General features: G+C 60.9%; 14 protein-coding genes and 1 pseudogene. 9 read left to right on the forward strand and 6 right to left on the reverse strand.

Features of this window, described 5'->3' with window-relative positions:
• The first annotated feature begins 126 nt into the window (after nucleotides 1–126).
• From pstB to ACLD1Y_RS00615, 5 genes and pseudogenes are all read left to right on the forward strand, one after another.
• A complete protein-coding gene (gene pstB, locus ACLD1Y_RS00595; protein WP_025856391.1) occupies nucleotides 127–960 on the forward strand; it encodes a phosphate ABC transporter ATP-binding protein PstB in 834 nt (277 codons plus the stop codon).
• Between the two features lie 70 nt (nucleotides 961–1,030).
• On the forward strand, nucleotides 1,031–1,792 hold the full coding sequence (phoU, locus tag ACLD1Y_RS00600) for a phosphate signaling complex protein PhoU (RefSeq protein ID WP_135289272.1): 762 nt from the start codon (nucleotides 1,031–1,033) through the stop codon (nucleotides 1,790–1,792).
• A gap of 168 nt (nucleotides 1,793–1,960) precedes the next feature.
• Nucleotides 1,961–2,869 (forward strand): response regulator, encoded by a 909-nt coding sequence (locus tag ACLD1Y_RS00605; protein ID WP_429474556.1) that lies wholly within the window; start codon nucleotides 1,961–1,963, stop codon nucleotides 2,867–2,869.
• Nucleotides 2,870–2,919: 50 nt separating this feature from the next.
• Nucleotides 2,920–3,135: pseudogene (locus ACLD1Y_RS00610) on the forward strand (helix-turn-helix domain-containing protein); the annotation flags it as partial.
• 63 nt (nucleotides 3,136–3,198) lie between these two features.
• Nucleotides 3,199–3,861 carry a M23 family metallopeptidase gene (locus ACLD1Y_RS00615; RefSeq protein ID WP_429474558.1) on the forward strand — a complete coding sequence of 221 codons (663 nt, stop codon included), beginning with the start codon at nucleotides 3,199–3,201 and terminating at the stop codon, nucleotides 3,859–3,861.
• 3 nt (nucleotides 3,862–3,864) lie between these two features.
• On the opposite strand, the gene ACLD1Y_RS00620 is transcribed toward ACLD1Y_RS00615, so the two are convergent.
• The 3 genes from ACLD1Y_RS00620 to phoB form a co-directional block, all read right to left on the reverse strand.
• The gene (locus ACLD1Y_RS00620; RefSeq protein ID WP_135289277.1) at nucleotides 3,865–5,205 is read right to left on the reverse strand and encodes a hemolysin family protein; all 1,341 of its coding nucleotides are present in this window, start codon (nucleotides 5,203–5,205) and stop codon (nucleotides 3,865–3,867) included.
• 269 nt (nucleotides 5,206–5,474) lie between these two features.
• On the reverse strand, nucleotides 5,475–6,761 hold the full coding sequence (gene phoR, locus ACLD1Y_RS00625) for a phosphate regulon sensor histidine kinase PhoR (RefSeq protein WP_429475346.1): 1,287 nt from the start codon (nucleotides 6,759–6,761) through the stop codon (nucleotides 5,475–5,477).
• Nucleotides 6,762–6,843: 82 nt separating this feature from the next.
• Complete coding sequence (gene phoB / locus ACLD1Y_RS00630; protein ID WP_003231714.1) at nucleotides 6,844–7,533, reverse strand: phosphate regulon transcriptional regulator PhoB; 690 nt, start codon at nucleotides 7,531–7,533, stop codon at nucleotides 6,844–6,846.
• Nucleotides 7,534–7,688: 155 nt separating this feature from the next.
• Between phoB and ACLD1Y_RS00635 the strand changes: the two genes are divergently transcribed.
• Nucleotides 7,689–8,066, forward strand: a complete 378-nt coding sequence (locus ACLD1Y_RS00635; protein WP_429474560.1) for a COG4315 family predicted lipoprotein — start codon at nucleotides 7,689–7,691, stop codon at nucleotides 8,064–8,066.
• 125 nt (nucleotides 8,067–8,191) lie between these two features.
• Here ACLD1Y_RS00635 and ubiA read toward each other — a convergent pair whose 3' ends face one another.
• Together ubiA and ACLD1Y_RS00645 are read right to left on the reverse strand one after the other, a co-directional pair.
• On the reverse strand, nucleotides 8,192–9,082 hold the full coding sequence (ubiA, locus tag ACLD1Y_RS00640; RefSeq protein WP_429474562.1) for a 4-hydroxybenzoate octaprenyltransferase: 891 nt from the start codon (nucleotides 9,080–9,082) through the stop codon (nucleotides 8,192–8,194).
• A complete protein-coding gene (locus tag ACLD1Y_RS00645; protein WP_429474564.1) occupies nucleotides 9,082–9,645 on the reverse strand; it encodes a chorismate--pyruvate lyase family protein in 564 nt (187 codons plus the stop codon). Before ACLD1Y_RS00645 ends, ubiA begins: the two co-directional genes overlap by 1 nt.
• 198 nt (nucleotides 9,646–9,843) lie before the next feature.
• Between ACLD1Y_RS00645 and ACLD1Y_RS00650 the strand changes: the two genes are divergently transcribed.
• The 3 genes from ACLD1Y_RS00650 (at nucleotide 9,844) to ACLD1Y_RS00660 (ending at nucleotide 11,663) form a co-directional block, all read left to right on the forward strand.
• Nucleotides 9,844–10,011 (forward strand): rubredoxin, encoded by a 168-nt coding sequence (locus tag ACLD1Y_RS00650; RefSeq protein WP_429474566.1) that lies wholly within the window; start codon nucleotides 9,844–9,846, stop codon nucleotides 10,009–10,011.
• 36 nt (nucleotides 10,012–10,047) lie between these two features.
• Nucleotides 10,048–11,196, forward strand: coding sequence for an NAD(P)/FAD-dependent oxidoreductase (locus ACLD1Y_RS00655; RefSeq protein WP_429474568.1), 1,149 nt, complete (start codon nucleotides 10,048–10,050; stop codon nucleotides 11,194–11,196).
• A gap of 191 nt (nucleotides 11,197–11,387) precedes the next feature.
• Nucleotides 11,388–11,663 carry an HU family DNA-binding protein gene (locus ACLD1Y_RS00660; RefSeq protein WP_095014020.1) on the forward strand — a complete coding sequence of 92 codons (276 nt, stop codon included), beginning with the start codon at nucleotides 11,388–11,390 and terminating at the stop codon, nucleotides 11,661–11,663.
• A 91-nt stretch (nucleotides 11,664–11,754) separates the two neighbouring features.
• Here ACLD1Y_RS00660 and ACLD1Y_RS00665 read toward each other — a convergent pair whose 3' ends face one another.
• Nucleotides 11,755–12,198 carry a hypothetical protein gene (locus ACLD1Y_RS00665; protein ID WP_429474571.1) on the reverse strand — a complete coding sequence of 148 codons (444 nt, stop codon included), beginning with the start codon at nucleotides 12,196–12,198 and terminating at the stop codon, nucleotides 11,755–11,757.
• Nucleotides 12,199–12,211 lie beyond the last annotated feature (13 nt).

Consider the following 12,211-nt stretch of genomic DNA (forward strand, 5'->3'; position numbering starts at 1 on the left):
GGGGGGGGGGGGGGGGGGGGGGGGGGGGGGGGGGGGGGGGGGGGGGGGGGGGGGGGGGGGGGGGGGGGGGGGGGGGGGGGGGGNAGGTGGTTCAACGAAACGAATTGGTAGCACAGGGAGCATCCCATGCAACAAGACACCCACACCCACGGCATCAACATGTCGGCCCTGGGTCGCGACAAACAGAGCCTGAGCCTGGCCCAGGAAACCGTGGCCATCGAAGTACCGGGCCTGAGCCTGTACTACGGTGAAAAGCAGGCGCTGTTCGACGTCAGCATGAACATCCCCAAGCAGCGCGTGACCGCCTTCATCGGCCCGTCCGGCTGCGGCAAGTCCACGCTGCTGCGCACCTTCAACCGCATGAACGACCTGGTGGACGGCTGCCGCGTTGATGGCGCCATCAACCTTTACGGCACCAACATCTACCGCAAGGGCGAGGACGTGGCCGAGCTGCGTCGTCGTGTGGGCATGGTGTTCCAGAAGCCCAACCCGTTCCCCAAGACCATCTACGAAAACGTGGTCTATGGCCTGCGTATCCAGGGCATCAACAAGAAGCGCATTCTCGACGAAGCGGTGGAATGGGCCTTGAAAGGCGCGGCGCTGTGGGACGAAGTCAAAGACCGTCTGCATGACTCGGCACTCGGCCTGTCCGGCGGCCAGCAACAGCGTCTGGTGATCGCGCGCACCATCGCCGTGGAACCGGAAGTGCTGCTGCTCGACGAACCCTGCTCGGCACTTGACCCGATCTCCACGCTGAAAGTCGAAGAGCTGATCTACGAACTCAAATCCAAGTTCACCATCGTCATCGTGACCCACAACATGCAACAGGCGGCGCGGGTTTCTGACTACACCGCGTTCATGTACATGGGCAAACTGGTGGAATTCGGCGACACCGATACCCTGTTCACCAATCCGGCGAAGAAGCAGACCGAAGACTACATCACCGGTCGCTACGGCTAGGATGCCGGGGTTCTCCTCGCACTGACGCTGCGGTTCTCCGCACCTTACCGGACGCTCCAAGGACGCCAACATGATTAGCAAAGAAGGCCTTACCCATCACATCTCCGCGCAGTTCAACGCCGAGCTTGAGGAAGTGCGCAGCCACCTCCTGGCAATGGGCGGGCTGGTGGAGAAGCAAGTCAACGACGCCGTCACTGCGCTGATCGAGGCTGACTCGGGCCTGGCCCAGCAAGTGCGTGAGATCGATGACCAGATCAACCAGATGGAACGCAACATCGACGAAGAATGCCTGCGCATTCTGGCCCGTCGCCAGCCGGCGGCGTCCGACCTGCGTTTGATCATCAGCATCTCCAAGTCGGTGATCGACCTGGAGCGCATCGGCGACGAAGCCACCAAGATCGCCCGCCGCGCCATCCAGCTGTGCGAAGAAGGCGAAGCGCCGCGCGGTTACGTGGAGGTGCGCCATATCGGCGACCAGGTGCGCAACATGGTGCGCGATGCCCTCGACGCCTTTGCCCGCTTCGACGCCGACCTGGCGTTGTCGGTGGCCCAGTACGACAAGATCATCGACCGTGAATACAAGACCGCCCTGCGTGAGCTGGCCACCTACATGATGGAAGACCCGCGCTCTATCTCGCGGGTCTTGAGCATCATCTGGGTGCTGCGCTCCCTGGAGCGGATCGGCGACCACGCGCGCAATATCTCGGAGCTGGTGATCTACCTGGTTCGCGGCACCGACGTACGGCACATGGGCCTTAAGCGCATGAAGGCCGAAGTTGAAGGCTCGGCTGATCTAATCCCTAATGTTCCGGGCGAATCTGACGATAAGTAAGATTGCCCGAGAAAATAACGCCCGGCCTTTGGTCGGGCGTTTTCGTTTGTGGCCTCCGAATATTTTGCGCAGCGGAAGCAATAAAGTCCGACTGTGACTACCGAGTTTTGGCAAAATGCCACCAGTCAGGCGTCTTGCGTGCCGAAGTTTTTATAGGATGAAGGGTCGATGAGTAAAGTCAGTGTATTGGTGGTGGATGACGCCTCGTTTATCCGCGACCTGGTGAAGAAGTGCCTGCGCAACTACTTCCCAGGGATCAAGCTGGAAGACGCGGTGAACGGCAAAAAGGCCCAGGCCATCCTGATGCGCGAGACCTTCGACCTGGTGCTGTGCGACTGGGAAATGCCGGAAATGTCTGGCCTTGAGCTGCTGACCTGGTGCCGCGAGCAACCCCACCTCAAGGCTATGCCGTTCGTGATGGTGACCAGCCGTGGTGACAAGGAAAACGTGGTCCAGGCCATCCAGGCCGGAGTTTCCGGTTATGTCAGCAAGCCGTTCACCAACGAACAGCTGCTGAATAAGGTCAAGCAGGCCCTGCATAAGGTCGGTCGTCTCGACGCGCTGGTTGCCAGTGCGCCCACCAAGATGAACTCGGCCTTTGGTAACGACTCCCTGAGCGCCCTGACCGGCGGTAAAGTCGAGACCGTGCGTGCGGCCCCGGTTGCCACCGCAGCCCCTGCGCCAAGCAAAGGCCTGCTCAACAGTCCACCGGTGCAAGCCCCCGCAGCCGCACCAGCGGGCGGCCGCGGCCAGGGCCAGTTGCGCCTGTCCAGCGGCACACAGCAATGCGTGATCAAAGGCTTGAGCATCAAGGAAGCGCTGTTGGTGGTACGTCGCGGTGAAGTCCTGCCTCAGGTACTGGAAAGCGCCGTGCTCGACCTGGAACAAGGCGACAACGCCGAAGTGGCCCGCCTCAACGGTTACCTGCACGCCATTGTTGCCCACGAGCCCAAGCCCGACAGCGACTGGCTGCAACTGACCTTCCGGTTTATCGACCAGGACGCGCAGAAGCTCGACTACATCTCCCGCCTGATTGCACGCGGCACGGCGCAGAAGCATTTTGTGCCGGGTGCGTAACCTTTAGCTTTAGCGCAGCACTTGTGGCGAGGGAGCTTGCTCCCGTTGCGCGCCTGCGCTCAAAATTGATGTTGGAGTTGTACAAGACCATTCGCAGCTGGGAGCTTTCTCAAAAAGATGCGGCACACAGATTGGGCATCAGTCAGCCCCGACTTAACGACGTCCTCACCGGCAAGATCGACAAGCTCTCTCTGGATGCCTTAGTCAATCTGTCGGCGGCAGCCCAGATGAACGTAGATATTTGTTTCACCGGGCTCCCTGCCTGAGGTTCACTCAGCTTTGTCATGATCCCTTGCTAGCCTGCCGTTTCATCCCGGCAGGTTCACACCATGCTCATGCGCTGCTTGCTGTGCTGCGGGCTGGCTACGGTTGCCATGTCGGCCCAGGCCATGACCGTCTACAAATCCGTTGATGCCAACGGCAACGTGTTCTACAGCGACCGGCACACCCCCGGCGCGCAGGCGTTCGTGATCCGGGAGCGCAAGCCCGTGCGGCCGCTGCTCGACAGGCCAGCGCCGGTTTATCCACAACAAGCCTACCGCTACCCGCTGCCCTGGCGCGGTGGTCCGTTTCGCCTGAGCCAAGGGCCCAACGGCAGTTTCAGCCACACCGACAGCAAAAGCCGCTACGCCATGGACATCGCCATGCCTGAAGGCACGCCGATCATTGCGGCGCGCAGCGGCGTGGTGGTGAAGACCGAGAACGCGCAGGCTGGGCGCGGCAGTGATGCGTCGGGAAATTTTGTGCGGGTGCGCCATGACGACGGCAGCGAGGGCGTGTATCTGCACCTCAAGCAAGGGTCGGTCAGCGTGCGTGTGGGGCAGCGCGTGGCGGTGGGCAGCCCGCTGGCGTTGTCGGGCAATACCGGCAACAGCAGCGGGCCGCACTTGCATTTTGTGGTGCAGCGCGCCACCGAGGCGGGGCTGGTGTCGATCCCGTATGAGTTCAACCAGCCGGTGGGCGCCTTGCCCAACTTTGCGTTGGGCAATTGAGGGTCAGTCCAGCAACAGGACCTTGGCCAACACGATCTTCGGCCCTTTCATCTTCTTGATGATAATGCGTAAGCCTTCCACTTCCAGCACTTCCTCTTCTTCCGGCACCCGCTTGAGGGTGTCGTAGATCAGGCCGGCCAGGGTTTCGGCTTCGATGTGGTCCAGGTCAACGCCCAGTAGGCGTTCCACCTTGAACAGTGGCGTGTCACCGCGCACCAGCAGCTTGCCCGGCTGGTAGGCCAGGATGCCGCGCTCGGCCTTGCGGTGTTCGTCCTGGATATCGCCCACCAGCACTTCGAGCACGTCTTCCATGGTCAGGTAGCCGATGATCTTGCCGTCGGCTTCTTCCACCAGGGCAAAGTGCGCGCCGCCTTTGCGGAACTGCTCCAGCAGTTGCGACAACGGCATATGGCGTGACACGCGCTCCAGCGGACGGGTCAGTTCGGCCAGGTTGAACGACTCGGGGATGTGGTCCAGGGCTGCCAGTTCCAGCAGCAGGTCCTTGATGTGCAACAGGCCCACGAATTCATTGCGCACCGCGTCATACACCGGGTAGCGGCTGAATTTGTGGCGGCGGAACAGTGCGAGGATTTCCTTGAGCGGGGCGTTGAAGTCCAGGGTCACCAGGTCTTCCCGGGAGTTGGCCCAGTCCACCACTTCCAGCTCGCCCATTTCCACGGCGGAGGCGAGTACGCGCATGCCTTGGTCGCTCGGGTCCTGGCCACGGCTGGAGTGCAGGATCAGCTTGAGTTCTTCACGGCTGTAATGGTGCTCATGGTGCGGGCCAGGCTCGCCTTGGCCGGCGATACGCAGGATCGCGTTGGCGCTGGCGTTGAGCAGGTAGATCGCCGGGTACATGGCCCAGTAGAACAGGTACAGCGGCACGGCGGTCCACAGCGACAGCAACTCGGGTTTGCGAATGGCCCAGGACTTGGGCGCCAGTTCACCTACCACGATGTGCAGGTAGGAGATCACGAAGAACGCGGCGAAGAACGACACGCCCTTGATTACCTCAGGCGACTCGACGCCCACGGCGCCCAGCAACGGCTCCAGGATATGCGCAAAGGCCGGTTCACCGACCCAGCCCAGGCCCAGGGAGGCGAGGGTGATACCCAGCTGGCAGGCCGACAGGTAGGCGTCGAGCTGGCTGTGTACGGTGCGCAGGATCTGCCCGCGCCAGCCGTTGGTGTCGGCAATGGCCTCGACCCGGGTAGAGCGCAGTTTGACCATGGCAAACTCCGCCGCAACGAAGAAACCGTTGAGCAGGACCAGGATCAGTGCAAAAAGAATCATGCCGAAGTCGGCGAAGAGTGTCGCGAGGGTAATGCCAGGGGAAGGGTCCATGATGGGGTTTTGCAGGTTCCGTGTGTTCAATAAGGGGTGGCAGGTGGGCCGCAAAGGCAGGCGCAAGTCGGCCAATGTAGCGGCTGGCGGGGCGCTTGCCTAGTGCCCGCTGCCGGGTGGGACTTGGAATGCACGCTTGGAAACGATGCAAATCCACTGTGGGAGCGGGCTTGCTCGCGAATGCGGAGGGTCAGCTACACATGAGTTGACTGACCCACCGCATTCGCGAGCAAGCCCGCTCCCACATTGTGTCCTGTGTTGTGCTCGGGTTATTCGTCGGTGCTGAGCGCCTGCGCCCGCGCCACCTGTGCCGGCGGAAAATGGCAAGTAAACGTACTGCCATGCCCCAGCACACTGCTGATTTCCAGGCGCGCCCGGTGGCGCAACAACACATGCTTGACGATCGCCAGCCCCAGCCCGGTGCCGCCAGTGTTGGAGTTGCGGCTGGAGTCGACGCGGTAGAACCGTTCGGTCAGGCGCGGCAGGTGCTTGGCATCGATGCCGATGCCGGAGTCCTGCACGCTCAGGTGTGCGCCTTGCTCATCGGCCCACCAGCGGATGCGGATGTTGCCCTTGTCCTGGGTGTACTTCACCGCGTTGAACACCAGGTTGGAGAACGCACTGCGCAACTCGCCCTCACTGCCTTTGAGCAGCACGGCCGGGTCGGCTTCCAGGCTGATCTGCTGGCCGCGTTGGCCGGAGAGGGCCTGGGCGTCGTTCTTGATGGTCTGCAATAGGCTTTGCACCGTCACCGGGTGGTTGTCCGACGGGTAATCCGTGGCCTCCAGCTTGGCCAGCAACAGCAGGTCGTTGAGCAGGGTCTGCATGCGTGAACCCTGTTGCTGCATCTGTTGCAGCGCACGGCTCCAGCGCGGGTTGATGTCGTCGACGTTGTCCAGCAGCGTCTCCAGGTAGCCACAGATCACCGTCAACGGCGTGCGCAGTTCGTGGGAGACGTTGGCGACGAAGTCTTTACGCATCTGTTCCAGTTGGTGGATGCGGGTGACATCGCGTACCAGCATCAGGTGTTCGTTGTTGCCGTAGCGCGTGAGGTACAACTGGATGCGCACGCGGTCATTGGTGGGCGAGGGGATTTCCAGGGCTTCTTCGTAGTTGTCCTGCTCGAAGTACTCCTTGAAGCGCGGGTGGCGCACCAGGTTGGTCACCGGCTGGCCGCTGTCTTGCGGGGTCTTGAGGCCCAGCAGGGTCTCGGCAGCGCGGTTCCACCATTCCAGGTTGCCGTCGCTGTCGAGCATGATCACCGCGTCTTTGAGTGCGGCGGTAGACTCCTGCACCCGGTCGATCACTGCTTGCAGACGCCCGCGCACCCGTTGGTCGCGGCGTTGCAGGTGGTAGATGCTGTCGAACACCTCGCCCCACAGGCCGTAGCCGTCGGGCGGCGCTTCGTCGGGTTTGTGCTGGCGCAGCCATTCATGCAGGCGCAACAGCTGCTTGAGCGTCCAGCCCAGGTACAGGCCGATGCCGATGGCCAGGCTCCAGCCGTAATAGCCGCTGATCAGGCCTACGAGCAGGCAGCCGGTGATCAGCAAAAGCATGTGGCGGATCAGGGTGCCATGCCAGTTTTGGTTCACTTAAACATGCGTCCTTGTCAGCTGTTAAGAGAGGAGAGGGGCGGGCTCAGCCTTTGGTGGAAAACCGGTAGCCTGTACCGCGCACGGTTTGTACCAGATTCTCGTAGGCATCGCCCAAGGCTTTGCGCAGGCGACGGATATGCACGTCCACGGTGCGCTCTTCCACATACACGTTGCCGCCCCACACCTGGTCCAGCAATTGGCCACGGGTGTAAGCGCGTTCCTGATGGGTCATGAAGAATTGCAGCAGGCGGTATTCGGTAGGGCCCATCTCGGCCGGGGTGCCGTCGATGGTCACGCGGTGGCTGATGGGGTCGAGGATCAGGCCACCGACTTCAATCGGTGCCTCGCCATCGGTAGGACCTGCGCGGCGCAATACGGCCTTCAGACGAGCGACCAATTCCCGTGGGGAAAAGGGCTTGGTGATGTAGTCATCGGCGCCCACTTCCAGACCCTGGATCTTGTTGTCCTCTTCGCCCTTGGCGGTGAGCATGATGATCGGGATATCCCCGGTCAGCTCGTCACGCTTGAGACGGCGGGCCAACTCGATGCCGGAGGTGCCTGGCAGCATCCAGTCCAGCAGGATCAGGTCCGGCTTGCGGTCGACGATAATGGCATGGGCCTGCTGGGAGTTTTCAGCCTCCAGGCAGTCATAGCCGGCCATTTCCAACGCAACGGCGATCATCTCGCGGATGGGCGCTTCGTCGTCAACGATCAGAATGCTCCTGCCTACCATGCTCAAAAATCCTCTTGTCATTTAACTGTCTTGCGCCGCATTAGATAACGGAATTATTGCAGTCGTGTGACAGTAATTTAGTCGCTTGGGCAAGCAGCGGCACTCTGGACTACGCTTTGGGTCCGAATCCTGACAACCACAAACGGAAGGTTCCGATGACTAAAAGTACTTTTTCCTGGAAAGCCCTGTTGGTAACGGCGGCGTTGACGCTGCCAGGCTTGGCGTTCGCGGCAGAGCCAGCCATGACCCAGGATGGAATCTTGGTGGATCACAAGGGGATGACGCTCTACACCTTCGACAAGGACGCCGACGGCAAGTCCGTGTGCAAGGACAAGTGTGCGACCAACTGGCCGCCGTTGAAGGCCGAGTCTACCGATAAGTCGATGGGCAAATGGACCGTGATCACGCGCGATGACAATACCAGCCAGTGGGCCTACGACGGCAAGCCGGTCTACACCTACAAGGATGACCATAAGGCCGGGGACAAGACTGGGGATGGCAAGGGTGGGGCGTGGCACGTCATCAAGCCTTGAGCCTGCGGCGCCGCTGAGACCTTCGCGAGCAAGCTCGCTCCCACATTTTGATTTGTGAATACACTCAAATGTGGGAGCGGGCTTGCTCGCGAAGGCGTCCGTCCAGTCACTACAAAAAATGGCACCTAGCGAAACGCGTAATCCAACACAATCCCCACAAAAATCGCCAACCCCGCCCAGTGGTTATGCAAAAACGCCTTGAAGCACTTCATCCGATCCCTGTCCCGCGTATACCAGAACTCCCACGCAAAGCACGCCGCCGCCGCCAGCAGCCCCAAGTGGAACCAACCCCCTAGCTCAAACCGCGCGCCCGCCAGCAACAGGCACACCAGCGCCAGCCCTTGCAGCGTCAGGATGATCACGCGGTCCGCATCGCCAAACAGAATGGCCGTGGACTTCACGCCGATCTTCAAGTCGTCATCGCGGTCGGTCATGGCGTAATAGGTGTCATACCCCACCGTCCACAACAGGTTGGCGATATACAGCAGCCACGCGGCAGCAGGCAGGCTGCCGGTCTCGGCGGTGAACGCCATCGGCATGCCCCAGGAAAACGCCGCGCCCAGTACCACCTGTGGGTAATAGGTGTAGCGCTTCATGAACGGATAACTCGCCGCCAGCGCCAGGCCGCCCAGGGACAGCAGGATGGTGGTGGCGTTGGTCAGCAGCACCAGCAGGAAGCTGATGCCCATCAGCACGGCAAAAAACACCAGCGCCTCTTTAGAGCTGATCTTGCCGCTGACCAGCGGGCGTTGCTCGGTACGCTTCACATGGCCGTCGACCTTGCGGTCGGCCCAGTCATTGATCACGCAGCCGCCGGCGCGGGTCAGCACCACGCCCAGCACAAAAATCACGATATTGATGAAGGACGGCGAGCCCTTTCCAGCAATCCACAATGCCCATAGCGTCGGCCACAGCAGAAGGTAGATGCCAATGGGCTTGTCCATGCGGGTCAACTGAATGAAATCCCAGGCCCTTGGGTTCAGGCGGTTCAGGGACTTGAGCAGACGTTGATACATCAGCGGTTCTCCGGATGGTCATGCAGCGCGTGCCAGAAGGCCGGCAAGAAGATCTCCGCCACCAGGATACTGAGGGCACCGCGATCAAAGCGTGAGCGACGGCCCCACAAACCATCGACCTGATCCGCCGTGGGCAGCCACTGGCGTGGGTAATGGCACACCTCGATGGCCTGGCGGGTGAAGGCCTGGTCGCAGAACAGCAGCTCCCCCAGGGAGCGGCTGCCCAACTCATCCATGTGCAACCCGTCGCCCTGCAACGCACTGCGCGCCGCCACGCTGCGGGCGAATACCCACGGCTGGCCAGCCCCGCGCAAATACACTTCGCGCACCCAGCCCACCGTGGCTGGCGCCAGGTTCAGGGCGGCGCATTCGTCGTCCCGCAACGGTTGCCAGCCTTCGAACAGCGGCGTCACGCTGAAACCACCGTTGGACAACCCCGTCAGCCGTCGCGTAAGCGAGCCTTCATCGAGCAGCCAGTTGAGGGTCAGGGGCGCAGGCAAGGGGCTTAGAAGGCTCTGGGTCAGCCATTGGCAAGCAGCGGGAAGGGCGATTGAGTGCGGCACAGTGAGTCAGTATTGGCAGCAAAAGAGGCGGCGAGCTTACCATGGCGTCCTGCGCTTTTGCCGCGCCAAACCCGCCGTTTGCGCCGATCATGCTTGCATCTGCACGCCCCGATCAGTACAAAACGCCCTGAGCCGTACGGCAACGCTGTATCCATCGACCGTCGGCCAAGACGCCTGGACTCCCTGAGGAAGTAAGTGATGAAGAAGTGGCAATGTATCGTCTGTGGCCTGATCTATGACGAATCTGAAGGCTGGCCAGATGACAACATCGCGCCCGGCACCCGTTGGGAAGACGTCCCGGAAGACTGGCTGTGCCCGGACTGCGGCGTGGGCAAAATGGATTTCGAAATGATCGAAATCGCTTAATTCTGATTTTAAGAAACGTACTACAAGGAGAAAGGAATGAACGCACCTGTCGTGATCATCGGCACAGGACTGGCCGGTTACAACGTAGCCCGGGAGTTTCGCAAGCTCGACAGCGAGACCCCATTGCTGCTGATCACCGCAGATGACGGGCGCTCCTACTCCAAGCCCATGCTCTCCACCGGCTTTGGCAAAAACAAGGAAGCCGATGGCTTGAGCATGGCTGAACCCGGCGCCATGGCCGAGCAACTCAAGGCCGAGGTGCGTACTCATACCCGCGTCAGCGGTATCGATCCGGGCCACAAGCGCCTGTGGATCGGCGAGGAAGCGGTGGCCTACCGCGACCTGATCCTCGCGTGGGGCGCCGAGACCGTGCGTGTGCCCGTGGAAGGCGACGCCGCTGAGCTGATTTTCCCGATCAACGACCTTGAAGACTACGCACGCTTTCGCGCCGCCGCTGCTGGCAAGCGCCGTGTGCTGCTGCTCGGCGCCGGCCTGATCGGCTGTGAATTTGCCAACGACCTTATCCTCGGTGGCTACGAGATCGACCTGGTGGCGCCTTGCGAACAAGTCATGCCGACTCTGTTGCACCCGGCGGCGGCCGCTGCTGTCCAGGCCGGGTTGGAAAGCCTCGGCGCACGCTTCCACTTGGGCCCGGTGCTCAACCGCCTGCAACGCACCGCCGACGGCCTGGAAGCCCACCTGTCGGACGGTGAAGTGATCCACTGCGACCTGGTGGTCTCGGCCATCGGCCTGCGCCCGCGTGTCGACCTGGCCGCCGCCGCCGGCTTGCAGACCAACCGTGGGGTCACCGTGGATCGCCACCTCAAGACCTCCCACGCCAACATCTACGCCCTGGGCGACTGCGCCGAGGTCGACGGCCTGAACCTGCTGTACGTGATGCCCCTGATGAGCTGTGCCCGCGCCCTGGCCCAGACTTTGGCCGGCAACGCCACGGCGGTCAGCTACGGCCCGATGCCCGTCACCGTCAAGACACCGGTCTGCCCGCTGGTGGTTTCGCCACCGCCACGGGGCACCGAAGGCGTGTGGAGCGTCGAAGGCCAAGGCGCCGACATCAAGGCCCTGTGCCGTGACGCCAGCGGTCGCTTACTGGGCTACGCGCTCACCGGCAGCGCCGTGATGGAAAAACTGGCCCTCAACAAAGAACTTCCGCCGTTGCTGGCGTAAATACTGGTCGTTCTGTCGGAATCAGCACGTTCTTACCCCCAGAAAGGTCGCTGCGAGACTGGCGCAGCGTCTGTGAGCATGCCATTCTCACTTCCGTCTGCCGCAGAGTAGAGCCTGCGGCGCTTTGGGCGTTGCTCCAGAAGAGAGCAACACGGACATAACAACAAAAAACCGTCAAAGAGGCTTCACACATGCGTAAACCAGAACTCGCAGCCGCCATCGCTGAAAAAGCGGATCTCACCAAAGAACAGGCCAACCGCGTCCTCAACGCCGTTCTCGAAGAAATCACCGGCGCCCTGCACCGCAAGGACAGCGTCACCCTGGTTGGCTTCGGCACCTTCCTGCAACGCCACCGCGGCGCCCGCACCGGCAAAAACCCACAGACCGGCGAGCCGGTGAAAATCAAAGCGAGCAACACCGTTGCGTTCAAGCCGGGTAAATCGTTGAAAGATACGGTTAACGAGTAACCGGTTGTACCGTCTCGAAAGGGGGCGGGGCGGTAGGAAAAATGGGCACGCCGACTGGGTTGGGTGCCCATTTTTTGTTAGGACGAATATATCAGTGACTTTTCTTTTTTTCGTCCAGATAGAAATTCAGATATTTCTTTGGTCTTTCTTGAAAGGCACGCGCTTTGCCGAATCCATGAGCCTCATCAAAGTACTTATAGGCTTCGGTAGGTTTTCCCAATTCGAAAAATACCATCCCGAGGTTAATCAGCGGGCCGGTATCAATATCAGATTCTCGACCATCCAATGTCTTTTGTGCCCAAGGCTCAGCGGCCTTGAAGTCGCCGTTATCAAAGTGAAGATTGAAGAAAGACCCTGTAACCCAAGAAGATAAAGGCGACCACTCAAGTTTTGGTTCCGGTAGCAAGTCCCAGGCTTGCTGGTACAGGGCCTTGGCTTCCACTTTCTTGTTTTGCTCATCGAGATCATTGCCTGAAGCCATGATGGCCATGATCTTGTCGGCCAATGTTGGATTCTCGTCTGCCAGGTCTTTCATAAAATAATCCTTA

Source organism: Pseudomonas sp. 18175 (genome assembly GCF_050432925.1).
Taxonomy (GTDB): domain Bacteria; phylum Pseudomonadota; class Gammaproteobacteria; order Pseudomonadales; family Pseudomonadaceae; genus Aquipseudomonas.